Source organism: Winogradskyella luteola, from assembly GCF_019203985.1.
GTDB lineage: Bacteria > Bacteroidota > Bacteroidia > Flavobacteriales > Flavobacteriaceae > Winogradskyella > Winogradskyella luteola.
Window position 1 is genome coordinate 260,814 of the sequence record NZ_JAGSPD010000005.1, and the last position, 25,251, is coordinate 286,064.

General features: G+C 37.0%; 22 protein-coding genes. 19 read left to right on the forward strand and 3 right to left on the reverse strand.

The features are described from left to right. The first annotated feature begins 37 nt into the window (after window positions 1–37). The 13 genes from KCG49_RS08345 (at window position 38) to KCG49_RS08405 (ending at window position 11,993) form a co-directional block, all read left to right on the forward strand. Window positions 38–532, forward strand: a complete 495-nt coding sequence (locus KCG49_RS08345) for a F0F1 ATP synthase subunit B (protein WP_218545761.1) — start codon at window positions 38–40, stop codon at window positions 530–532. Window positions 533–537: 5 nt separating this feature from the next. After that, complete coding sequence (atpH, locus tag KCG49_RS08350; RefSeq protein ID WP_218545762.1) at window positions 538–1,074, forward strand: ATP synthase F1 subunit delta; 537 nt, start codon at window positions 538–540, stop codon at window positions 1,072–1,074. 1 nt (window position 1,075) lies between these two features. Then, window positions 1,076–1,549, forward strand: coding sequence for a hypothetical protein (locus tag KCG49_RS08355; RefSeq protein ID WP_218545763.1), 474 nt, complete (start codon window positions 1,076–1,078; stop codon window positions 1,547–1,549). 50 nt (window positions 1,550–1,599) lie between these two features. Then, window positions 1,600–3,180, forward strand: coding sequence for a F0F1 ATP synthase subunit alpha (gene atpA / locus KCG49_RS08360; RefSeq protein ID WP_218545764.1), 1,581 nt, complete (start codon window positions 1,600–1,602; stop codon window positions 3,178–3,180). A gap of 71 nt (window positions 3,181–3,251) precedes the next feature. Next, the gene (locus KCG49_RS08365; RefSeq protein ID WP_218545765.1) at window positions 3,252–3,587 is read left to right on the forward strand and encodes a four helix bundle protein; all 336 of its coding nucleotides are present in this window, start codon (window positions 3,252–3,254) and stop codon (window positions 3,585–3,587) included. 29 nt (window positions 3,588–3,616) lie between these two features. After that, on the forward strand, window positions 3,617–4,477 hold the full coding sequence (atpG, locus tag KCG49_RS08370) for an ATP synthase F1 subunit gamma (protein ID WP_218545766.1): 861 nt from the start codon (window positions 3,617–3,619) through the stop codon (window positions 4,475–4,477). 184 nt (window positions 4,478–4,661) lie between these two features. Next, window positions 4,662–5,195, forward strand: coding sequence for a hypothetical protein (locus KCG49_RS08375; protein WP_218545767.1), 534 nt, complete (start codon window positions 4,662–4,664; stop codon window positions 5,193–5,195). Window positions 5,196–5,309: 114 nt separating this feature from the next. Then, window positions 5,310–6,770 (forward strand): lipopolysaccharide biosynthesis protein, encoded by a 1,461-nt coding sequence (locus tag KCG49_RS08380; RefSeq protein WP_218545768.1) that lies wholly within the window; start codon window positions 5,310–5,312, stop codon window positions 6,768–6,770. 69 nt (window positions 6,771–6,839) lie between these two features. After that, on the forward strand, window positions 6,840–7,274 hold the full coding sequence (gene dut, locus KCG49_RS08385; protein ID WP_218545770.1) for a dUTP diphosphatase: 435 nt from the start codon (window positions 6,840–6,842) through the stop codon (window positions 7,272–7,274). Between the two features lie 92 nt (window positions 7,275–7,366). Then, window positions 7,367–8,386 carry a sugar nucleotidyltransferase gene (locus KCG49_RS08390; RefSeq protein WP_218545771.1) on the forward strand — a complete coding sequence of 340 codons (1,020 nt, stop codon included), beginning with the start codon at window positions 7,367–7,369 and terminating at the stop codon, window positions 8,384–8,386. 125 nt (window positions 8,387–8,511) lie between these two features. Beyond that, a complete protein-coding gene (locus KCG49_RS08395) occupies window positions 8,512–9,840 on the forward strand; it encodes a tetratricopeptide repeat protein (RefSeq protein ID WP_256259923.1) in 1,329 nt (442 codons plus the stop codon). Between the two features lie 61 nt (window positions 9,841–9,901). Next, complete coding sequence (gene lolB1 / locus KCG49_RS08400; RefSeq protein WP_218545774.1) at window positions 9,902–10,702, forward strand: lipoprotein insertase outer membrane protein LolB1; 801 nt, start codon at window positions 9,902–9,904, stop codon at window positions 10,700–10,702. Window positions 10,703–10,772: 70 nt separating this feature from the next. Then, window positions 10,773–11,993: a murein hydrolase activator EnvC family protein gene (locus tag KCG49_RS08405; RefSeq protein ID WP_218545776.1), complete on the forward strand. Its 1,221-nt coding sequence runs from the start codon at window positions 10,773–10,775 to the stop codon at window positions 11,991–11,993. Here KCG49_RS08405 and KCG49_RS08410 read toward each other — a convergent pair whose 3' ends face one another. The 3 genes from KCG49_RS08410 to KCG49_RS08420 all read right to left on the reverse strand — a co-directional run bounded on the left by KCG49_RS08410 (window position 11,994) and on the right by KCG49_RS08420 (window position 14,029). After that, window positions 11,994–12,212: a DUF6515 family protein gene (locus KCG49_RS08410; protein WP_218545778.1), complete on the reverse strand. Its 219-nt coding sequence runs from the start codon at window positions 12,210–12,212 to the stop codon at window positions 11,994–11,996. Between the two features lie 261 nt (window positions 12,213–12,473). Continuing rightward, window positions 12,474–12,986 (reverse strand): acyl-CoA thioesterase, encoded by a 513-nt coding sequence (locus KCG49_RS08415; protein WP_218545780.1) that lies wholly within the window; start codon window positions 12,984–12,986, stop codon window positions 12,474–12,476. Between the two features lie 104 nt (window positions 12,987–13,090). After that, on the reverse strand, window positions 13,091–14,029 hold the full coding sequence (locus KCG49_RS08420; protein ID WP_218545782.1) for an HU domain-containing protein: 939 nt from the start codon (window positions 14,027–14,029) through the stop codon (window positions 13,091–13,093). A gap of 108 nt (window positions 14,030–14,137) precedes the next feature. Between KCG49_RS08420 and dprA the strand changes: the two genes are divergently transcribed. The 6 genes from dprA to KCG49_RS16540 all read left to right on the forward strand — a co-directional run bounded on the left by dprA (window position 14,138) and on the right by KCG49_RS16540 (window position 24,392). Further along, entirely contained in the window at window positions 14,138–15,241 is a 1,104-nt protein-coding gene (gene dprA, locus KCG49_RS08425) for a DNA-processing protein DprA (protein WP_218545785.1), read from the forward strand. Between the two features lie 330 nt (window positions 15,242–15,571). Continuing rightward, complete coding sequence (locus KCG49_RS08430; protein ID WP_218545787.1) at window positions 15,572–18,955, forward strand: RHS repeat domain-containing protein; 3,384 nt, start codon at window positions 15,572–15,574, stop codon at window positions 18,953–18,955. Between the two features lie 7 nt (window positions 18,956–18,962). Then, the gene (locus KCG49_RS08435) at window positions 18,963–23,048 is read left to right on the forward strand and encodes a DUF6443 domain-containing protein (RefSeq protein ID WP_256259924.1); all 4,086 of its coding nucleotides are present in this window, start codon (window positions 18,963–18,965) and stop codon (window positions 23,046–23,048) included. Then, complete coding sequence (locus KCG49_RS08440) at window positions 23,011–23,241, forward strand: hypothetical protein (RefSeq protein WP_218545789.1); 231 nt, start codon at window positions 23,011–23,013, stop codon at window positions 23,239–23,241. Before KCG49_RS08435 ends, KCG49_RS08440 begins: the two co-directional genes overlap by 38 nt. 193 nt (window positions 23,242–23,434) lie before the next feature. Further along, window positions 23,435–23,863, forward strand: coding sequence for a hypothetical protein (locus KCG49_RS08445; RefSeq protein ID WP_218545790.1), 429 nt, complete (start codon window positions 23,435–23,437; stop codon window positions 23,861–23,863). Window positions 23,864–23,948: 85 nt separating this feature from the next. Then, entirely contained in the window at window positions 23,949–24,392 is a 444-nt protein-coding gene (locus tag KCG49_RS16540; RefSeq protein ID WP_218545791.1) for an RHS repeat domain-containing protein, read from the forward strand. Window positions 24,393–25,251: the final 859 nt, after the last annotated feature.

Consider the following 25,251-nt stretch of genomic DNA (forward strand, 5'->3'; position numbering starts at 1 on the left):
TGAAGAATAAAATTTAAGTTATTTAAAATAAAATAGAATGGATTTAATTACACCGGAATTTGGACTTGTCTTTTGGACGTTAATTACATTTTTAGTATTACTTTTTATCTTAAGAAAATTTGCTTGGAAACCTATTTTGGGTGCTGTTAGCGATAGAGAAGAAGGTATTAAAGATGCTTTAGCTTCTGCAGAAAAGGCTCGTAAAGAGATGGAGAATCTTCAAGCGGATAATGAGCGTATTTTACAAGAAGCTCGTGCAGAACGTGAAGCCATGTTAAAAGATGCTCGCGAAATAAGAGAGCAGACTATTGCAAAAGCTGAAACAGAAGCACAAGAAAAAGCGAGTAAGATTATTGAGAAAGCTCAAGCGGCAATTGAAAGTGAAAAGAAAGTAGCAATGGCAGAATTGAAAAGTCACGTTGCTGGATTGTCAGTTGATATTGCAGAAAAAGTAGTGCGTGATGAATTATCTAACAAGGACAAGCAACTTAAGTTGGTTGAAGATATGTTGGGTGAAGCAACTTTAAACTAAGATAAATGTCAGGATCAAGAGCGGCAATACGTTATGCAAAAGCAGTTTTAAGCTTGGCGACAGATCAGAAATCTGCAGAAGCTGTAAATAGTGATATGAAAACCATCACTAATACAATTGCTCAGAGTGAAGATTTAAATCAGATGCTTCAAAGTCCTGTGATAAGATCTTCAGATAAAAAAGCAGTATTAACATCAGTATTTAAAAATGCTAATGTTGCTACAGTAAATCTTATAGATATTTTAATTTCTAACAAGCGACTAGCACTTTTAAATGATGTAGCTGCTAGTTATGCACAGTTATATGATCAGTTGAGAGGAAGCCAAGTGGCAACAGTTACAACGGCCGTGCCTTTAACAGCAGATTTAAAAACCAAAGTATTAGCTAAGGTGAAAGAGCTTACAGGTAAGGAAGCAGAAGTAGAAAATATTATAGATGAAAGCATTTTAGGAGGTTTCATCTTACGAGTTGGTGACATTCAGTATAACGCTAGCATTGCAAATAAACTCGACAAATTAAAAAGAGAATTTACATTAAACTAATATGAAGACAATAAAGGTTTTAACCATAATGTTTGGAATTCTGTTTACAGTAAATCTTCAAGCTCAAAAAGTAAAAATAAAGAAAGATATAGCTTATGTAGATAAGGTCGAGTATTTAAAGTTTGATGGTTGTGGTACTTTTTCAGAATCATGTACAATAATGAATTTTGAAGATGAAGATCTAATTGTTTTACAGTACCATAGTTTTGAAAAACCCAACCCTATTCCCAGAAATCCTAAATCTAAAACGCCATACCAATCTACGATTACTGAGAGTTACACTGAACTTAGATTTATGGATTTTGAACTAGAATGTGAGGTTCAATTATCAAAAAAGAAATTGGTTAAAGCTTTGTATAAATCAAAAGTTTTAAATGAAGATGGTACTGTGAACAAAGAGAAGGCTCAAAAGTTTGCAAGAAAATATCATAGGAATGTATCTGGGGAAAGACCAGGTGTTATAATTACAAATTAAAAAGAGAATTTACATTAAATTAAGATAATATCTATCTAATATAAATAAAGATGGCAGAAGTAAAACCAGCTGAAATATCAGCAATCTTAAAACAACAACTTTCAGGTTTTGAAGCAGGAGCTTCACTTGACGAAGTAGGAACAGTATTAACTGTAGGTGATGGTATCGTTCGCGCTTACGGATTAGCTAATGCACAATATGGTGAATTGGTAGAATTCGATGGTGGTTTAGAAGGTATCGTACTTAACCTAGAAGAAGATAACGTAGGTATTGTACTTTTAGGTGCTTCGGTAGGTGTAAAAGAAGGTTCTACGGTAAAACGTACGTCTCGTATTGCGTCTATAAACGTAGGTGAAGGTATTGTTGGACGTGTTGTGGATACTTTAGGAAATCCTATTGATGGTAAAGGCCCAATAACAGGTGAAACTTATGAAATGCCATTAGAACGTAAAGCACCAGGTGTCATCTATAGAGAACCAGTAACAGAACCCTTACAAACAGGTATTAAGGCAATTGATGCTATGATTCCAGTTGGTAGAGGTCAGCGTGAGTTGGTAATTGGTGATCGTCAAACCGGTAAAACAACGGTTTGTATTGATACTATCTTAAATCAAAAAGAATTTTACGATGCAGGTGAGCCTGTATATTGTATATATGTTGCTGTAGGGCAAAAAGCGTCAACAGTTGCAAATATTGCAAAAACATTAGAAGAAAGAGGAGCTTTAGCTTATACAACAATTGTTGCGGCCAACGCATCAGATCCTGCAGCAATGCAAGTATATGCACCAATGACAGGAGCTTCAATTGGTGAGTATTTTAGAGATACTGGTCGTCCAGCATTAATCATTTACGATGATTTATCTAAGCAAGCGGTTGCTTACCGTGAGGTATCGTTATTATTACGTCGTCCACCAGGACGTGAGGCGTATCCTGGTGATGTTTTCTATCTTCACTCAAGATTATTAGAGCGTTCAGCTAAGGTAATTAACGATGATGCCATTGCTAAAGAGATGAACGATTTACCAGAAAGCTTAAAGCCAATGGTAAAAGGTGGTGGTTCTTTAACAGCATTACCAATCATTGAAACGCAAGCAGGTGACGTATCTGCATATATCCCAACTAACGTAATCTCGATTACCGATGGTCAGATTTTCTTAGATGGTGATTTATTTAACTCTGGTGTGCGTCCAGCAATTAATGTAGGTATTTCTGTATCTCGTGTTGGTGGTAACGCTCAGATTAAATCTATGAAGAAAGTATCTGGTACATTAAAATTAGATCAAGCTCAATTCCGTGAATTAGAAGCATTTGCTAAGTTTGGTTCAGATTTAGATGCCTCTACATTAAACGTCATTGAAAAAGGTAAGCGTAATGTTGAAATCTTAAAGCAAGCGCAAAACGATCCATTTGCTGTAGAAGATCAAATTGCAATTATCTATGCAGGTTCTAAAAACCTATTAAGAGATGTCCCTGTTGATAAAGTAAAAGAATTTGAAAGAGATTTTATTGAATTTTTAAATGCAAAGCACAGAGATACTTTAGATATATTGAAATCAGGTAAATTAACTGATGAGGTAATTGATACATTAACAAATGTAGCCAAAGATCTTACAGGAAAGTATAGAGCTTAAGAAGTTCAGAGTTTAAAGTCATGAGTTAAGAGTTTTACTCACTCATAACTTTAAATTCAAATTAGATAAAAATGGGTTTAAGCGAAAGTCCTATTAGAATTAAGAGTTTCGAGTTTGCCTGTGAAATAGTTAAATATTGTGATAAGTTAAAATCACAAAAGGATTTTGAGTTAGCTTCTCAATTATTAAGAAGAGGAACAAGTATTGGAGCCAATACGCGTGAGGCACAAAGAGGAGTTAGCACTAAAGATTTTAAAAATAAGTTTGGTATTGCATTAAAAGAAGCTGATGAAACCATGTATTGGCTAGAAATTCTTGAAGCTACTGACAGAGAAGTACCAAATGAAATGAAGAATAAGTGTGAGGAGTTAATAAGAATCTTGGTAGCAATTATCAAAAACTCATAGCTCAGCACTCATAACTCATAATTTGAAAAATGGCAAACTTAAAAGAAATACGTAACAGAATAACAACAGTATCTTCTACGATGCAGATTACAAGTGCCATGAAAATGGTATCTGCTGCTAAGTTAAAGAAGGCACAAGATGCTATTACTGCCATGCGTCCTTACTCTAATAAGTTAACCGAACTACTACAGAGTTTAAGTGCTACTTTAGATGCTGATTCAGGTAGTAAGTATTCAGTTCAGAGAGAAGTTAACAATGTTTTAGTAGTCGCAATAACCTCAAATAGAGGTTTATGTGGTGCTTTCAACTCTAACATTATTAAGCAAGTTAACGCATTAATTAGTGATGAGTATGCTGGCAAAAATGTGTCTGTATTTGCCATTGGTAAAAAGGCCAATGATGCTTTTGCAAAACGAGATATGGTCATTGCTAACAAAAGTGAGGTATTCGATGCTTTAACGTTTGAAAACGTCGCTCAGATTGCTGAAATGATAATGGAGAAGTTTGTCGAAGGTGAATATGATAAAGTAGAGTTAGTGTATAACAGCTTTAAGAATGCAGCAACTCAGATTATTATGACAGAGCAATTTTTACCAATTGTTCCTGTAGAGAATGATGCTAACACAAACTTAGATTACATTTTTGAGCCATCTAAACAAGAAATAGTTGAGACATTAATACCTAAGTCATTAAAAACACAATTGTTTAAAGGCATTAGAGATTCTTTTGCTTCCGAGCATGGAGCACGTATGACAGCAATGCATAAAGCAACGGATAACGCTACAGAATTGAGAGATCAACTAAAATTAACCTACAACAAAGCACGACAAGCAGCAATTACTAACGAAATTTTAGAGATTGTTGGTGGAGCTGAAGCATTAAATAACTAGAATCTATTGTTATACTGTATACCGAATCAGTATCTCATATAAATACAAACCTAACTCTCTCGAGTTAGGTTTTTTATTGCCAAATATCTTACAGCACTCTACCGATTATCGATTAAAAACATATATCATCGATTAAATAGAATATTTTTATATCTTGTTCATCCAAATTTTAACCTACTTAATAATGAAGAATCTTAAAAAGGCAACTTACACCATCATTTTTGCTATTGCTATTTCATTTACGTTTCAATGTGCAACTCCTAAAGTTGCAGCGACTACCTTTGAAGAACAAACACCTTTTAAAATTAAAACTGTAAACTTCCAAGAGTGGTATGCTGGTATTAAAGTTGGTGGTACAGGTATAAATGTATTTATTCCAATTTCAGAAATCAGTAATAATGTTGTTTTAGACAATTTATATTTCAGAAATCTTAAAGGTAAGCTTACTAAGAGCGGGGATAAATATATTGCTGTTCTAAAAAACCCTTCACGTCACTATACATTTCATAAAGTAGAAAAACCAGCAGATTATCCATTTGACCTTTCAAATGACGAATGTGTAATCAGTTATGTCGAAAACGGACAAACCAAATATCATAAAATCACAGCATTATACGAAGTTGCTGGCACGTACTACGAGAATGGGCCACCATCAATATATACCGAAAGCAATTCCGAGGTAATGGCCTCTTTAGATGAGGAAGATGATGATAACTAATATGTTGTAAATAACAAAAAAAGCCTTGTTGACCTTAACAAGGCTTTTTTTGTTAGAACTGCCCAAGACCCATTTATATTTAATACTTTTGGGCGACACTATGAATTTTTTAGATTGAGTGGATTTAAATCTCTTTTCAAGCAAACATTTATATACGGCTTAGCGACAGTGTTACCAAAAATGCTAAGCTTTTTGCTAGTACCTTTATACACAAGTGAGTTGGTTCTTGCCAACCCTGCTGAATACGGAAAAGTATCCGTTATATTTTCATACTTTGTTTTGTTTAATGTGATTTTGGCCTATGGTATGGAGACTACATTTTTTCGCTTTTTCAACAAAGAAGATGATAAAGCTAAAGTGATAAGTACGTCCACTATCTCCTTGATTCTTTCTTCTTTTGGCTTCTTCATTTTAGCTTTAATGTTTCAAAATCAAATTGCTAGCTTTATAGATATTGATGTAAAATATATCAGTTTGGTCATTTGGATACTACTGTTAGATGCCTTAGTAATTGTTCCTTTTGCTTGGTTAAGAGCCAACGAAAAACCGATGCGTTATGCAATCGTTAAGATTTTGAATGTTGTCATCAATATTGGTCTAAACCTCTTCTTTTTATTAGCTCTAAGAGACTTAGCTGAAAACAGAGGTGTATTAGAAAGCATTTATAAACCAAACTTTGAAATCAGCTATATTTTCATTGCAAATTTAGCGGCAAGTGCATTTACGCTAGTATTAATGCTTTCGTTCTACACAAGGATAAAGTATAAGTTCGATAAGGATCTTTGGAAACAAATGATGCGCTACGCTATCCCTATTTTAATAGCGGGAATTGCGTTCTCAATCAACGAAACCTTTGACAGAATTTTACTCAAGGAATTATTGCCAGCAGATGTTGCAGAAAACGATATTGGTATGTATTCTGCATGTTACAAACTAGCTTTATTTATGACGCTTTTTGCTACGGCTTACCGTTTAGGTATAGAGCCTTATTTTTTCAGTCACGCCAAGACAAAGCACCCACAGAAAAACTATGCGAATATCTTAGAATTCTTCGTGGCTATCGGGTCAATCATACTTTTGGCCGTTGTTATTTTTGCCGATGTTTTAAAGCCATTCATAATTAGAAGTGAAGCCTACTGGGAAGCCATGTGGATAGTGCCAATTATTCTGTTAGCCAATTTCTTTTTGGGGATATATCACAATCTTTCGGTTTGGTATAAGATAACAGACCGAACCAAATTTGGTGCTTATATTTCAGTTGTTGGTGCTTTGGTAACGCTAATTATCAACTTTACATTTATTGAGACTTACAGTTACAAAGCGTCAGCAGTAGCAACTTTAGTGGCTTATGGTACCATGATGTTGCTATCGTATTACTTTGGGAGAAAATATTATCCGATTCCATATAATCTTAAGAAAATAGGATTATACTTAGTGATTTCAATAAGTTTATCAGCATTATTTTTCTACAGATATCGAGGAGAATATGTTATAGGAATTGCAATGTTAATTGTATTTTTGGGATTAGTTATACTATTGGAAAAGAACCAACTAAAACAAATAATTAAACGATAATACAAATGTAACCTTAACCCTGCCTTTGTTGGTAAACACGCACAGTCAATAAGGGACTTTATTAGAAAGATGAAAATTAAGATCATAAACAAATCCAGGCATAATTTACCACATTACGAAACCATAGCGTCAGCTGGAATGGACTTACGTGCCAATCTAACTGAAGCAAGAACACTCAAGCCCTTAGAGCGTACAATTGTTGGCACGGGCTTATTTATAGAACTACCAATTGGCTACGAAGCTCAAGTGAGACCAAGAAGTGGCTTAGCTGCTAAAAAAGGGATTACGGTATTAAATGCACCAGGAACAGTAGATGCAGATTACAGAGGTGAAATAGGTGTAATTCTAGTCAACCTTTCCAATGAAGATTTTATAATTCAAAATGGCGAACGCATTGCTCAGTTAGTTATAGCAAAGCATGAGCGCGCTGAGTGGGAAGAGACGGAAGAGTTGTCTTCAACTGATAGAGGTAAAGGTGGATTTGGAAGTACAGGAACCAATTGAATATCCTGCAAGGTTTCAAAAACCTTGTAGGCATTATTATAAATAAAGTTAATAGATTTCCATTTGCGTGGAAATGAAAAATAAGATTTTTGATGAAAATAATAGTACCAATGGCAGGTAGAGGCTCTCGCCTTAGACCGCATAGTTTAACCGTACCAAAACCATTAATTCCCGTTGCAGGTCAACCCATAGTACATCGTTTGGTAAAAGATATTGCTAAAGTTTTAAAACAGCCCATAGAAGAAATCGCTTTTGTATTGGGCGATCCGGCTTGGTTTGGCGATGATGTTGTAGAAAGTTTAACCGCATTAGCGCAAGATTTAGGGGCCAAAGCTTCTATTTACAGGCAAGACCAACCTTTAGGTACAGGTCATGCTATTATGAGTGCAAAACCATCACTTTCTGGTCCCGCTGTGATTGCTTATGCTGATACATTGATAAGAGCTGAATTCGATTTAGACCCATCAGCAGATAGCGTCATTTGGACAAAACGTGTTGATAACCCTGAAGCTTATGGAGTAGTTAAATTAGATGAAAACGAAAACATCGTTGAGTTAGTTGAAAAACCAGAATCGTTTGTAAGCGATCAAGCCGTTATAGGTATTTACTATTTTAAGGACGTTGCGGTTTTAAAGGAGAAACTTCAAGAGGTATTGGACGAAAACGTAATGAATGGAGGTGAGTATCAAATCAACGATGGTATTAAGCGCATGATGGCAGACGGTAGAATATTCAAAACAGGAGCGGTTGACGAATGGATGGACTGTGGCAATAAAAATGTAACCTTAGACACTAACGCTAAGATGTTAGGCTTTTTGTCTGCAGACAATGAAGAGCAATTGGTACACGATTCTGTAGTATTAGAAAATTCAAATATCATTGAGCCATGTTGTATTGGCGAAGGAACTGTTTTACGCAATACAACAGTAGGGCCAAACGTTTCTATTGGAAAAGGTTGCGTTATTGAAGACTCAAGCGTTAAAAATAGCTTAATTCAAAACCAAACCACTATCAAAAATGCTAATTTAGACGACGCAATGATTGGCAATTATGTGAAATACAATGGCGACTTTACTAAAATTAGTATAGGAGACTATTCGGTTTTAGAATAGTATAACTGTATAGGTAGAAAAATTTCATCATCAATGGTTTGGAACAACTTTTGAAACTACAACGTCATTAGAATAATAGCGAAGAATCACAAATGAAATTAAATAGGAAAATAACAAGAATTTTTATGGCACTTTTAGTAATGCCTATGCTTGCTATGGCCCAAGTCGATTTCAATAAAACGCCAGATGATGATTTAGGAAATGTCGAAGATGAATTTCAAGAATATTTCTTTGAAGCTTTAAAACAAAAAGGTATCGAAAACTATGACCGTGCTGTAGAAGCGCTTCATAAATGTTTAAATCTCGACAGCAAAAAACCGGTCATCTATTTCGAATTGGGTAAAAACTATAATAAGCTTAAAAACTTTGGTGCTGCTGAAGATAACCTTAAGAAGGCCATTAATATGCAACCCGATAATGAGTGGTTTTTAGACGAGTTGTACGATGTGTATTACCAACAAGATGACATCAACAATGCCATTAAAACCATAAAACAACTGGTTAAATATCATCCAGATTATAAAGAGGATTTGGCAGCGTTGTACGTTAGGGAAAAGCGTTACAAACAAGCTCTGGAACTTTTAGATGAACTTGATGAAGAGTTTGGTGTAAGCGAAGCCAGGGATGCAATGAGAAACGATATTTACAGCATTACAGGTAATGCAGATGATCGTATAGAAAATCTAGAGCAACGTATCGCCAATAACCCTAATAATGAGGAAAATCATTTAAAACTCATTTATAGATACAGTCAAACAGGTGATAAAAAGAAAGCCTATAAAGCAGCACAAAATCTTTTGAAGATAAAGCCAGAATCTAAGTTTGTTCACTTGGCTTTGTACAAATTTTATCTTCAAGATGGAAAAGTTGAAGAGGCAATTAGTTCAGTGAAAATTGCGCTAACAAGCCCAGAGATAAATGCAGATGCCAAAGCAAAAGTATTAAAGGACTTTGTGGCTTTTGTATCTAAAAACCCAGAATTTGAGGGTGATTTGGTAGACATTACAGCTTTGGTCGATAATAATAAAGATGCGCAAACGCACAGCGATTTGGGTAGCTATTATTTAAAAGCAGGTGATAAGGTAAAAGCGTTATCAAACTATAGAGAAGCTTTAAGGCAAAACCCCAATGATTTTAAACTTATAAAAGATGTATTGTTGCTTCAGTTAGATCTTAAAGACTATACAGCAGTGGTAAAAGATAGCGAAGCGGCATTAGAGTTATACCCTGCACAACCTATCTTATATTTAGTCAATGGAGTTGCAAATAATAAATTGGGTAATGCCAAGAAAGCAATCGATAATCTTGAAATGGGATTAGATTTCTTAATCGACAACCCAAATATGGAAGCTGATTTTTATTCAGAATTAAGTATTGCCTACAAGGCTCAAAATAATATTAGTAAATCTGAAACGTTTGCTAAAAAGGCACAATCCCTAAAAGCGCAACAGTAGATGGGGTATTGTTATTCAGAGCGTATGCGAAGAATCTCAATTACAGGTAATTGACAAATACATGAAACAACAAACTAAATATACAATCAGAGTTATAACTAGGCTTTTTACTTTTATGTTACTTGCAGTTTTTATTAATAGCTGCAAATCATCTAAAAACGTAATTGCGTCTGGTGAAGCCAGCAATAAACTTTCGGCAAAGCAAGTGATAAAGCAACATCAAAAAAAAGATGCAGATTTTAAGACACTTAATGGGAAAGTTAGAATAGATATTGTTCAAGGAGAAAAAGAACAAGGGCATACCTTTAATCTGCGGATTGAGAAAGATAAAGTGATTTGGTTGAGTGCATCATTGGGAATGGCAAGAATGAAGATTACACCAGAAAAAGTACGATTTTATAATAAATTGGACAACGAATATTTTGATGGCAACTATGAGCTTTTAAGTAATTTTGTTGGCGTAGAGTTGGACTTCGATAAAGTTCAGAATATACTTTTGGGTCAAGCTATATATGACCTCAAAGATGCTCCGCATTTGGTTTCGGTTAATGAAAATTCTTACGCTCTACAGCCCAAAGACCAAGATGCACTTTTAGAACTGTTTTACTTGATTAATCCATCACATTTTAAAATGGATAGCCTACAATTGTTTCAACAGTTAAAGAAGCGTTTTTTACAGGTAGATTATACATCGTATCAAGAAGTTGATAAACAGATTTTGCCAAAAGATATTAGAATCATTGCCGTTGAAAATGCTGACGAAGTTGCCATTACTATGGAATTTAAATCTTTGTCACTTAACCAAGAAGTACGTTTTCCGTTTAAGATTCCTTCGGGATATAAAGAAATAGTAATAAAATAATGTAATGAATTGTCCCCTTGAGGCGATGTACTGAGCTTGCCGAAGTTAGACTTTAGGGGTGTTTTTAATAATGAATAAACACTTACATACCATATTAGTTTTAGGGTTTTTGCTCTCGTCATTAACCATATTTGCGCAAAGTGACAAGCAAAAAAAGCTTGAAGCTAAACGTCAGCAGATTTTGAGGGAAATGAAGCAAATCAACGCTTTGCTTTTCACCAAAAAGAAAGAGGAGAAATCTGAAATCACGTTAATTGAAGACCTTAACTATAAAGTTAGTGTTAGGAAAAACCTTATCAGAATCACCAATGAGCAAGCCAACTTATTGACTCGAGAAATCAACTCCAATCAAAAAGAAATTACAAGTCTTAGGGAGCAATTGCAAGAACTTAAAGACGATTACGCAGCTATGGTTGTAAAATCATATAAGAGCAAATCAGAGCAGAGTAGGATAATGTTTTTATTGTCTTCAGATAATTTTAAACAAGCTTATAAGAGACTTCAGTATATTAAGCAATATGCCAATTACCAAAAACAGCAAGGTGAGTCGATAAAAGCCAAAACTAAAGCGTTACAAGAACTCAACATTCAATTATCAAAACAAAAAGAAGATAAGCAAAAACTCATTGAAGAAAACAGAGCTGCTAAGCGTCAACTAGAAAAAGAATTGAAACAACGCGAAGTTCTGATGGCATCTATAAAGTCTGACATGAGTAAGTACACCGCACAGATTAAAAAGAAAAAGCAAGAAGCGGACCGATTAGATAAGGAAATAAACCGTCTAATTAGAGAAGCTATTGCTGCATCTAATAAAAAAGCAGGAAATAAAACATCTACTGGTAAATTTGTATTGACACCCGAAGCCCAAAAACTAGCCTCTAACTTTGAAGCCAATAAAGGAAAATTGGGTTGGCCAGTATCTCGAGGAGTAATAAAAGCAAAATACGGTAAAGGACGTTCACTAACGGACAGTTCTGTTGAGGTCAACAATCCAGGAATTAAAATTGCAACAACGACCAATGCAGAGGTTAAAGCAGTTTTTAATGGAGAAGTTTCTCAAATATTGATAATTAAAAGGGGTAACCCAGCTATAATGATAAGGCATGGTAATTACCTCTCTATTTACACTAACCTTTCGAAGATTTATGTTAAAAAAGGGGATAAAATAAAAACAGGCCAAGTTATAGGACAAGTATTCACCAATAAAACAAATGGGGAAACCCTCTTGGGATTTAGAATTTACAAAAATAACCAGAAGCTAAATCCGCAATATTGGTTGTCTAAATATTAATTATACTCTTACCACCACAAATCCTCTTCGAGTTTTCTGATAATGTTTTCCATTAAAGAAATAGTAACGTTTTCCTTTTACTCGGACAATTTTATACTGTCTCGGTAGTTTCTTTACCACAGTGACAGAAGTTGGTTGAGTAACAACAACACGTCTCGCGCATGAGTTAAAGCTCAATGCAAACACTAAGATCAGGGTGTAAACTAAATATTTCATCATTAAATAAATTTTATTTAATGGTAAGACTAAAAAAAATTGAAAAAGTTTAATGGACTTGTCATTCAGAGCAAAGCGAAGAATCTCACAGCCGAAAAGGGATTATTCAGTCACTGTGTTCCTTCAGAATGACAGGCTCGCTTTTGCAATCATCAATATTGGCATACTCTGTCATTCAGAGCGCGGCGAAGAATCTCACAGTTAAAAGGGATTCTTCAGTCACTGTGTTCCTTCAGAATGACAGATCTATCTTATAAAAAATGTCTAAGATTCAAAAAGTGCTTTCAATTCCGTAGCATCCGAAGGTTGCATTTTACCAGCCAAGACCAAACTCAATTGTTTTCTGCGCAAAGCGGCGTCAAAACGTTCTTTTTCTAATTCAGTTTCCGGAACCAATTCAGGAATTTTTACAGGTCGCCCGGTTTCATCTACAGCAACAAAAGTATAAATGGCTTCATTGGCCTTAATGCATTCGCCAGACTCTCTATCTTCAATCCAAACATCCATATACACTTCCATAGAAGAGGTAAAAGCGCGAGAGACCTTAGCTTCAATAGTAACCACACTTCCCAATGGTACAGATCTGTTAAACGCCACGTGGTTTACGGAAGCGGTTACAACAATACGACGCGAATGGCGTCTTGCAGCAATACTCGCAGCACGATCCATACGTGCTAATAATTCACCTCCAAAAAGGTTATTGATAGGATTGGTTTCACTGGGTAAAACTAAATCTGTAACTACTGTTTTAGACTGAAATGCGGTTCTAGATTGCATAAAGCTTTTAAAATTTCTGCAAAGATAAACCGATTTTAAATTGTAGATGTACGATTTAGGATATAAATAATCTAAAAAGGATTAGAGGAATCGTTTCAAAAAAGTTAATCCAACTTTTTAATCAACAACCAAGCATCACGATTGTGCTCACGACGGATTTTGTAGAGTGCACGTTTTGCTTCAGCTCTGGTTTCAAAACTTTGATATACCACTTCATGCAGGCCATAACGGTTCTTGCCGATTTTACGAGCTTTATAACCTTTGTCTCTTAGCTGATTTACTTTTTTATCAGAATTGGCTTCAATCCTAAAAGCACCAGCAACGATATGATAATGACCAGTTTGCTTTTCTAAAGATAGTGTTGCAGCAGGTAAAGGGTTACTAATAACAAAAGTAGCTTCTTGCACTTTGGCATCCATTTGCGCATTGGCTTCTTCTTGGGCAAGCTGATTGTGATTTTCAATGGTATTGTCGTAATACTTAGCAGCACCAAAACCACCTAAACCCAAAACAACAACTGCTGCAGCTGCATATTTCAGCCAATTGTTATTCGAGCGTTTTTCTGGGGTAAAAGCAACAGGAGCAATATCTTCAATAGCTTGTACTTCTTCTTTATAAGTTTCACGCTTAATATCAGATGATGTAAAGTGCGATAGACCAAAGGAGTCGGTTAAGTAATTGATATGATTGGAAGGGTCGAATATTATTTTACCATCTGCATTTAAAATAAGCTCACCAATATTCTCAAAATGAATGGTTTCCCCTTCAATTAAATACGATTTAATGGACTTAACTTGTTTAGCAATTTTACTAACCGCAGTTTCATAAGGTATTTTTTCAATCTCAGCGATGTAATTGCCCAGTAAACCATCATTGTTTTGCAATTGCTCATTAAAAGACAATACTTTTTTTGGAGGATAAAATGTATGTGTAGAATCGTGAACCTTAGCAGAAACACGAGTCGTTAAAAACGCACCAAAGTCAGGTATAGTTACACATTCGTAACGATAAAGTAAATCACTAATATAAGTCTCTAATTGCATAGAAGAACAAAGTTAAAAATTTTTGAAAGTGATAAAAATTTAGCGTCATTTAGTTATTAACATCAGAAAATTTAGTTTCTTGTATTCCCCAAGATTTCTATTTTAACTATGACCGAACAACAACTGATTTTTGCCTTAGCCCTACAGCATGTACCCAAAATTGGTGCAACAACAGCTAAAAAATTAATTAATCATTGTGGTTCTGCAGAAGCAGTTTTAAAGGAGAAAACATCAAACCTTTTAAAAATCGATGGTATTGGTACTATTACTATCGAAGGTCTTTTTGATAAGATTCATCTTGAAGAGGCTGAGAATGAGTTAAAGTTTATTAAAGACAACAATATTGCGACACACTATTTTACTGAAGATTCTTATCCTGAAAAATTGAAGCATTGTATCGATGGCCCAATTGTTCTATTTCAATCCGGAAACATCAATTTAAAGCAACAACCCATAATTAGTATTGTTGGTGCTCGAAAAATCACAACCCACGGCATTGCATTTTGTGAAAAATTAGTGGAAACCTTATCTCTATATAATCCCGTGATTGTTTCTGGTTTTGCTTATGGCACAGACATTACGGCCCAAAAGACAGCAGTGAAACATAACTTACAAACTATTGGGTGCTTGGCACATGGCTTAAACCAAATCTATCCCAAAGTCCACAAGAAGTACGTTGCAGATGTTGAAAAGCATGGAGGGTTCTATACCGATTTTTGGAGTACGGATGACTTTGACAGAAATAGCTTTTTAAAGCGAAACCGTATTATAGCAGGGCTTAGTGAAGCCACTATTGTTATAGAGTCTGCAGAAAAGGGAGGGAGTTTAGTTACTGCAGATATAGCTAACTCCTATAACAGGGAAGTTTTTGCTGTACCGGGCAGAACCACAGATAGCCAAAGTGAGGGTTGTAATAATCTCATAAAGTTTCAAAAAGCACATTTATTATCGCATCCAATGGACATTCCTTATTTATTGAATTGGCAATTAGAGAATGACAAAAAACCTGTGGTTCAAAAACAACTTTTCGTAGAATTGGAACCGGATGAAAAAACAATTTATAATTACCTAAAAGAAAATGACAAAGTATTGTTGGATGTCATTGCCTTAGAATGCAATATTCCAATATATAGATTGGCAGGATTACTTCTCAACATGGAATTGAAAGGAGTAGTAAGACCATTGCCGGGTAAATTATTTGAAGTGATATAATGACGTCATCTTCACTTTTTCTGTTTGCTAAAAACAAAACGTCAGAAGGGCATTGTTTTAAAATATCGACGTAAATCAAATAACTTAGCTGTAAGGTATGATCTTGTAAAAAAATAGGTCTAAAATTTGAAAATTCCATTTTTTCTAGTTTAGTTTGACGGCTGAACTTTCCCCCTAACTGAGACAGGGTTTTTATATTCCAAACACTGTTTTACGAGTTCTTATTGTAAAATGGAACATTAATAAAATGTTCGTGTACTGCTCCCGCAGGTGTTCTCGTATTGGGCACCCGTTGGGCATGGTAACGGACGCACCAAATCTTATTGAAGCATGAAAAGACACGTTATCCTATCGATCGCAGCACTTTTGTTTATGGCGGCATTGCCTGGTCAGGAGCTGCCCAATGTCATACCCCCTTCGCCCGAGGCTGCTGAGCTGATCAAGTACTCGCAAACACAGATTTCGCCTTATACTGGCTTGCCAAATATCCAAATTCCGTTTTATACAATAAAACATGATGGGGTTTTCGTGCCTATTTCGTTAGCGTACAGTGGTGGTGGCATAAAAGTAGCGGATATAGCATCATGGGTTGGTTTGGGTTGGAATTTACAAGCTGGTGGTCTGGTCTCAAGAACCATAAATTGGTTACCTGATGATAAGGAACTTTTGGGTTATATGTATAATTCTTACGATATGGCACATTTTAGAGCCAATCCGGACTCGAGTTGGGCATGTTGTGACCCTAATGAACAGAGCCATCAATTATTGGGTCATATGGCAGCTCAGAGAGATTACGAGCCTGATGATTTTAATTATTCTATTCCTGGGTATTCAGGTTCATTTTATTTTGACCAAGACTTGGATGATTTTGTTCAACGACCATATACAAACGTTAAGATTGAAAAATTAGGGGACACGAAGATCACAGGGTTTAAAATAACTACACCTGATGGTGTTATGTATCATTTTGGTGGTTCTATAGAATACTTAGAACAAATTAGAGGTGTTAAAACTATGTCTTTAACCACTTCTGGTGCATATTCTGGAGAAAATGACAATTATGTGACAGATATAAACCCCTATTATCAGAGTTGGATGCTCAGAAAGATAGAATTTCCAACTAGCAGTGCTCTTATCAAATTTGAATACGACTTAGAGCATGATGTAAAAACTATAATTAAATCTAATGAAGAATTTATGCCATGGAGCAATAGTTCTAACACTATGGAGTATAGGATAAATTATTCTGAAAAAAAGTTTACTCAACCCAAGGTGAAAACCATAACATTCCCAACAGGTAGTTTAGAATTTAACAGAAGTACGTTGGAGCGTTTAGATTTAGAAAACAGCTATTCTTTAGAGCGTATAACTTTGTTAAATAGTCAAGGAAAAATTATGAAAGAAATGAAATTGGAAACATCCCAGTCAGACGCTATTCCAGACAATGAATATCCTTTTTTCAGACAAAGTAATGAGTTCTATAAGCGTTTAAGATTGGATAAGGTATCTATCCAAAATGCATTAGGTGAGGATAATGAGGAATATGTTCTTGAGTATAACCCACAAAAACTACCGCACCGTTTTTCGCGATCCATAGACTATTTTGGATATTTTAATGGAAAGGATAATATAGATCTTATTCCTAAGGCGAATTACTATACTTCTATACCAACAGCATACTGGGGTAAGGCAGACCGCTCAGTACAACCAGCCTACACCCAAGCAGAGGTGCTTACAAAAATAACTTATCCAACCGGTGGATATGAAGAGTTTATTTGGGAAAATAATTCAATAAGCTTTTTCTCCCAAGGCTCTACTCACCAATATAAAGATTATCTTTTAGAGTATTCAAAAATGTTTCACGGTAATGGATGCATGTTTGAAGATCTTAATCCGTCAAATAACTTTGATTATTCTATGATTATTGACATTCCAGAGCATAGTAATGGTATTGTAGAATTTGATATTAGCATACAGGGTTGCTCTTATGAAGATGATAGACAGGTTTTAAATGATACTAATTGTTCTTATATGTTGTATCTAATTGATGTAACTGATGCACCAAATTCGCCGCAAATTTTATTGGAGCCAAAGGCAATTAAATTTCTTACACCTGGAAATACCTATAAAATAGCGGCAACATATAATGGTAATTTTCAAGGTTGTGAGGTCTTGCAAACAGAATCTCCCAACATAGGTGGTTTCTCTGCTTTAATAAAATATACTGAAGATCCTACCCCAGGCGAATATATGTATTCAGGCTTAAGAATAAAAGAATTGAAAACGTTTGATGATACTATATCTTCAACACCTCAATTATGGAAAAAATATGATTATACATACCACGAAAATTCAGCTACACCAAGTTTAACCAGCGGAAAAGCCTATCGTTTACCGATAAACTATATTGCTAATTATAGGTCTGCTAACAATAGTTCAGATGGACAATCTTATGCAGAAGGGTATCAAATATTTTCCAATGCCCCATTGGTACCCATCAACGGCGCCCTGCAGGGCTACCTTAATGTCACCGAATCCCATCACGGACAGTCCGATACTAATGGTGGCATACGCTATACGTTTTCGGAGTTTGACTTTGGCCAATATTTTCCATACAGTGGTACATATTTTGATTCCCCCTTCCCTGATGTGCACAAAAAAATTATTCTTTCAAATTGGCGTAATGGTAATCTTATTAAAACTGAGTATTTTGATAAGGAAAACCGTATGGTAAAAGCTGAATATTTTGAATATGAAAACGCCAATACGTTTAATAAAGACCCGTGGGATTTTGCCGTGCAGGTCTTTAGGATGCCCGATCTGACTACTGTAGTCAATGACAATACCATAACCTTTGACAACAATATCTATGTTTCTCTATACGGTTACACCACCGAACATCACCGATTAAAATCACAGACCACCACGGACTATCTCGATGGCGGGGACGTCACGGTGACCCAGACCCATACCTACGACAACAACCCCCTTTTGGCATCGGGCACCATTACCACCGGCAGCGACGGCAATGTCCGGGAAAGCCACGTCACCTATGCCCAGGACCTACAGAGCCCCACACTGGCGGAACAGATGCTTGTCGACCAGAACCGTTTTGAACCGGTAAGAACGGAACAGACCGTGGGCGATACCAACGGTGTCCTCGCCCAGAGTGCCAGCCGTACCGTGTACCACAACTTTGGTGGCGGACAGGTACTGCCACAGAAAATAGAGACCTTAAAGGGAGAGGAGTCACCGACCAACCCGTCCGAGGAGCGCATCCGCTTCCACAGGTACAACGGTAAGGGCAAGCCCATGGAGGTGAGCAAGGCCGGCGGCACGCACATCATCTATATTTGGGGCTATAACAATACCCAACCCGTAGCCAAGATCGAGAACGCGAGCTACCAGGGCATGTCCTCAGATCTGTTCACGGCCATTGCCGCAGCAAAGAACGCATCGCTTGCCGATGTGGGCCAGTCCTCGGAAACGGCACTCAGGGCGGCACTTGATTCCCTGCGCTCGCATCCCGAGCTATCGGATGCCATGGTGACGACCTATGCCTACGACCCTCTGGTCGGTGTGACCAGTATTACCGACCCCAGGGGGCAGACCGTCCATTATGAGTACGATGAGTTCAACCGTTTAAAATACGTTAAGGACGAGGACGGCAACATCCTGAGCCAGAACGCATACCATTATAGAACCCAAAACTAAGAGCGCCATGAAACATTTTATATATATTATAGCCCTGTGCCTTGCTGCCAATATCGCAGGGGCACAGACCGACACCGAGAACTACGTGACCAGTACCACCTACCAGGTAAGGACCACCGACGGCGAGCACAAGGCCGGAACGGCAATAGACCTGGCCGATGAAGACAAGATAGAAGCGGTCACCTACTTCGATGGCCTGGGCAGACCGGTGCAGAGCATCGCCAAGCAAGCGGGAGGACAAAAACAGGACATCATCACCCCGATCGTGTACGATGAATTCGGCAGACAGGTCAGGGACTACCTGCCGTATGCCAGGGCGAACAGCTCGCTGGACTATGAACTCCCAGATGGCCTAATGATTGATCTTGAGCAGCAGTACTTGGGCAGATACCCCGACGACCTGGACGCGTCCCTGCCAAACCCGTACTCGGAAAAGGTCCTCGAGGCCTCACCGCTAAACCGAGTGTTGGAGCAAGCCGCACCAGGAGAAGATTGGGCAGTGGACAACGGCCACACCATTAAGTTCGCTTATCAGACCAACAGCCTAAACCCTGTAAATCCCTTGGACCATAACTTTTATGCTTATGATAATATAAGGTATTTTTCCGTAGCTCATCCTAACGGCAACACCGAGCAAGCAACGCTGGTGTGCGAAGGCTTTTACGAGCCCAACACCTTGTTTAAGACCGTTACCAAGGACGAGAACTGGACCAATGGGAAAAACCATACTACCGAAGAGTTCAAGAACAAGCAAGGACAGGTTATCTTAAAACGCACCTATAAAAAAGCCGCGCACGACACCTATTATGTCTATGATGATTACGGCAACCTCACCTATGTCATTCCACCGGAAGCGGCAGACGATATTGTATTTATGAACAAGAACAGTGAACTGTCCGCGCAAACTTATTTCTCATGGATTGCCATGGCCCAAGTGGACAAAGGTTTTGCCGAGGACTACAACCGTCGCCTTACCGATTATGAAGATGAGGCCATCCTAACGGCCGATTTGGACAACGAGTATGGGGCAGCAGGAGGTTTTACGGTCACCACCAGTACCACAAACGATATTGTGAGCATGAACATCAGTTTTAATGCCACCAAAGCCTTGGTGCTTAAACAAGGGGAGTTACTCTCTCTAAAAGACTATGGTGAGTATAAGGATACAGAGCTGGGGCGTATCTCCGGTGATGGGTACAGCTATGCATTTTATATTAGGAACAACAGTATTTTTATAGCCGGTAAAGGTGAGGTCAATCAGATCAACACCAGTTTTAACAGTAATAATGCGCTGAGCTATACCCAGGATATTCCATGGGCAGAGCTGGTTGATGATTCCTTGGTAAAGACCAATGTTGGCCAGGGTGGAATAACCTTAAATATAGACCAAGATGATAACATTAACTTGGCCATAAGCATGTTTGGCAGCGAACCCCTGAGCTTTAAAAAAGGCATTCTGGTCCCTCTAAAAACCAAGCGGCGCATAGCGGACAGAAATTTGGGCACCGTTACCATAAATGGCAATACCTATACCTTTGGTATAAAAGAAAACAGTTTAACAATATCGGGTACGGCCAGTTTTACCAACTTAACCTATGGTGGGCATTACCCTAAAAGTTTACTGAACGTCAATAGCTGTGGCATCAACCCCAAAGTTATAGAAGGGCTCTGTTACATCTACCATTACGATAAGAGAAACCGCTTAATTGAAAAGAAAATTCCTGGCAAGGGCTGGGAACACATCGTTTACGATAAACTCGATAGGCCCGTACTGACCCAGGATGCTAACATGCGCTTAAACAACCAATGGCTCTTTACCAAGTACGATGCCTTTGGGCGTGTGGTCTATACGGGAAAACACAGATATACACCAACAGCAGGTACGGACAATGCAGGTAGATTGGAGCTACAGGACGACCTCAATGCACAGACCGCACATCACGAAGTTAGGGATGTTACGGCAGGCATTATGGACAATATATATTTAGGGTACACCAATCAGTCGCTGCCCATGGACAACCTAGAGTTGCTAACGGTTAACTATTACGATACCTATGCCAATTTAGGCCTAACGGGGCAATTGCACAAGAACGATGGGGACATGGTTTACGATAGGGCCATTGACACCAATGTAAAGTCTTTGGCAACCGCAAGCAAGGTCCGTGTTCTGGATACCGATGACTGGATCACCTCGGTGACCTATTACGATGATAAGGCCATGCCCATCTATGTGGTCAGTAGAAATGAGTATCTCAACACCACGGATATTGTGGAAACGGATTATGACTTTGTGGGCAAGGTCTTGGAGACCAACAGCAGACACCTAAAGGGAAGCAATGCCCCAATAGAGGTCGTGGACCGTTTTGACTACGACCATGCGGGCAGGCTGTTGGCACAGACCCAAAGTATCAACGACAGCACGGAAGAGCTCATTGTCAACAACCATTATGATGAACTGGGGCAATTGAAGCACAAAGCCGTTGGAAACACCCCGACCAGTCCCTTGCAAACCGTAGATTACGATTACAATATCAGAGGTTGGTTAAAGGCCATTAACAATGGTACTGCATTCGGGAACGACCTATTTGGGTTTGAGATCAATTACAACACCCCGACAGACCCCAACAAAGCTTTGTACAATGGGAATATTTCAGAGGTGTTTTGGGTTACTGCCAACGACAACCAGCAACGCGGTTACAGATATACCTACGATGCGCTTAACCGCATCAAGGTTGCAAACTACATAAACCCCTCGGCCACGGTAGAAGACTACAGTTTGTCACTGGTACGGTACGACAAAAACGGAAATATAACAAGTCTTAGGAGACATGGGCTTATTGGGGAGGACAACACCATGGATGTCATAGATAATCTAAGTTACAGCTACCAGCCATTGAGCAACAAACTCTTGGCTGTGCACGACTCGGCCACCGAAGATGGATTTAAGGATGGTGATAACCAAGACAATGACTATATTTACGACATAAACGGCAACATGACCATGGACCTCAACAAGGGCATCACCAAGATAGCGTACAACCATCTCAACCTTCCGACACTGGTGGAGATCAACGGGCCTTTCTTTATGGATAGTGCACATAACGGAACCATAGAGTATGTTTATGACGCTGTAGGGACAAAACTTGAGAAGCGGGTGACGGAGCTGTACTCCAAGAGTATCCTCAGTGTGTCGACCACGCAATATGCAGGTAGCTTCATTTATGAGGATACTGGAAACGGCAGCCAGCTTAAGATGTTCTCTACACCAGAGGGTTATGTGGAACCGAATGTAAATGACTTCAGACATGTATATCAATATAAAGATATCTGGAATAATGTAAGAATTACATATGCAGACGATAATAATGATGGTTCTGTAGATGCTTCCGAAATCCGTAGAGAGCAAAATTATTACCCTTTTGGCTTAAAGCACAAAGGGTACAATAATGTTATAAATGGTACAGAGAATAATCATGATACTTATCAAGGACAAGAAATATCCAAAGAACTTGGATATAATATGCTTGAATTTAGATATAGGCATTATGACCCAGCAATTTGTCGCTTCGTTACGATTGACCCATTAGCAGAGGATTATACTTATAATTCTATTTACGCATTCCAAGAAAATAAATTAGGAATGGGTATTGAATTAGAGGGTGCAGAATTATTAGGACATGATATAGCAATATATATTGCTACTAAAGCTTCAGAATGGAAATCTAAAGTTTCTGGACACCAAAATAATTTACATCGAGCAATTGGTAACAGAATTGAAGCACATAGAACTGGTAAAGAAAAAAGCAACGTAACAGTAGGTAATATAAGTGTGGATCAAGTACGAGATGCACAGACCATGTCAGAATCAGCAAAAGGTATAGCTTCTGAAACAATTGATTCTGGTAAAGAAATATTGAGAGATGGTGCAAATGCATTAGAGTCAACAGGTGATACTATAACTTATTTTGGTATTGTTACTGGTCAACCAGAAATAATAGCAGTGGGAGAAGTAATAAGCGGAGTAGGTACAGGAATAAATGTTAGTGTTGATTTAGTTGAGGGGGGAAAAATCTTATGGGCAAATAGTTATTGAAAATGGAACACAAGTTATATTTGGTAAATTATCAGATGAAGCGTTAGATTATTTAAAAAAGACAGGTAGTTATAATACTGTAACTGAGTCCATAATTAAAGCAAAAGAAATAACTTTTGGTGAACTTACAGACCATATTATTGATAGTTTACAACAAGATGGTACAACTGTTATAGAAGGAACACGAGATTAAATATGGATTGGGTAAATATTATTATTGGAATTTGTTTAATTATACTAGGCATACTTTGGTTGAATTATCAAATAGAGAAAACAAAAAAATATGAGAAAGAAGAGTCTTATGTGCAGTTATCTACTCAACCTAGCCAATACATCGGAATTTTAATTTTAATTTTGGGTGGAATCGTAATTATTTTTAGAGCTTTATGAAAAATATTATAATATTAGTTCAACTGTGCTTTTTAACGCAAGTACATTCTCAAAATGAGTGTGGAGATTTTTATGTCGGAAGCTTTACTATGGACGTAGGTGCCTCTGAAATAGTTATTGAAAGAAGTGGGATGTGGCAATATGAAGCTAGTGATGAGTATGGTATAGAATATCTTAATAAGATTGAAAAAGCTGATGATTGCAGTTATTATCTTTATAGATACAAAGTAATCAAGGAAGGTATTTTGCCAAAGCCTAATATGACAGAAAAAGCTTTAGTTGAGATTGTGAAAATTGAAAAGAACGACTTTTATTTTAGGTCAAAAATCATTGGAAAAGAATCTTGGCTCGAAGGTAAAATCACAAAGGTCTCGAATGAAATAAGTGAAAAGTTTGAGTCTTTAATAGCTAAATACGACAAATAATCAAAATACTTTTTAACGAAAATCCCCAGCTGGCGTGAGTTTGTAACTCGTGTCCAAATAATAATATTAATACCACCTAAATAATGTGAGGCTCACGTATTCCGACAGTAACAACGATGCTTCTATCGAGATAATATCCGAGAAAAATTATTATCCTTTTGGTATGACTCATAAAGGATATAATAATGTTGTGAGTTCTAATAGTAATAGCGTTGCTCAGAAATTTGGTTTTGGTGGAAAGGAGTTGCAAGACGAACTTGGATTAGATTGGTACGATGTGTCGGCAAGAAATTATGACCCTGCACTTGGTAGATGGATGAATTTAGATCCATTAGCTGAACAAATGCGTAGGCATAGCCCTTATATTTTGGATTTAACAACCCTGTTTACTGGCAAGACTATGATGGGATGGCTCCTACTGGTAATGGCGAGGACCCACCAAAAAAGAATAGCAGAACAATTGTTAATACTTTTAAATATGATACGAATGCAGCAGGAAACAAAATTAAAACAGGTACAGATACTGTAACTGACACACATACATATAATACAAGTAGCAAAAATGACTTAGGTCAAAGCGTTTATACAACTACTGTTGTATCATCGTCATTAACAGTTGATGCAAAAGCCAATATAAGTGATACTGCTTCTGTAGAAGTGAAAACTACAGTTGTCACAATGACAGATGATGGAGCTAAAGCCACATTTACAAATGAAAAAAGTACTATGTCTTCCAAATTCGTATCAGAAGAACTAAAAGAAGCAACTAACGATGTTGCGGAATTGAAAAGTAATGATTCAGAAGGACTTTCGCCTGTTCAGAATAAAGCGGATAATATTAATCTCGCTATAAACGGTACAGTAGCAGTAGCTACAGGTGGAGCAGGTGCTTACGTACAAGGAGCTAAAGTAGCTGTAGTTGTATCGGCAAGTGTTTTTACAGCTACTGAATTAACTGATTTATCAAATGCTGTTAGTCCTGAAAATGTATCGAGAACTTATTTAGACGAATAAAATTAAAGATTATGTTTTATAACAATATTTATATAAATTTGGTTTACTGTGTTTACTTTTCTTTGTTAAAAGCTGTGTTTGATTTTAATAATAGTCTTGTGTTTATATTAGCATCTATTTTAGGGTTGATTCTAAAGCTAATCTTTGTTAGATTTTATTCTAAGAAAAAATCATTAAACATTACGATTTTAAAAAATAAATTAGAAGTAGTTGTCTTTTTTGTCTTACTACTTATTATTATAAATAGTCATAATTTTAATGTACAGGAGTTCGGTTTATTTAATATTATATTTTACTATATCCTATTTATTGTCGGGTATTTTATTGGAGTCAAGAAGCCGATGACAGAATAATTAATTTGTAATTTTATAAAA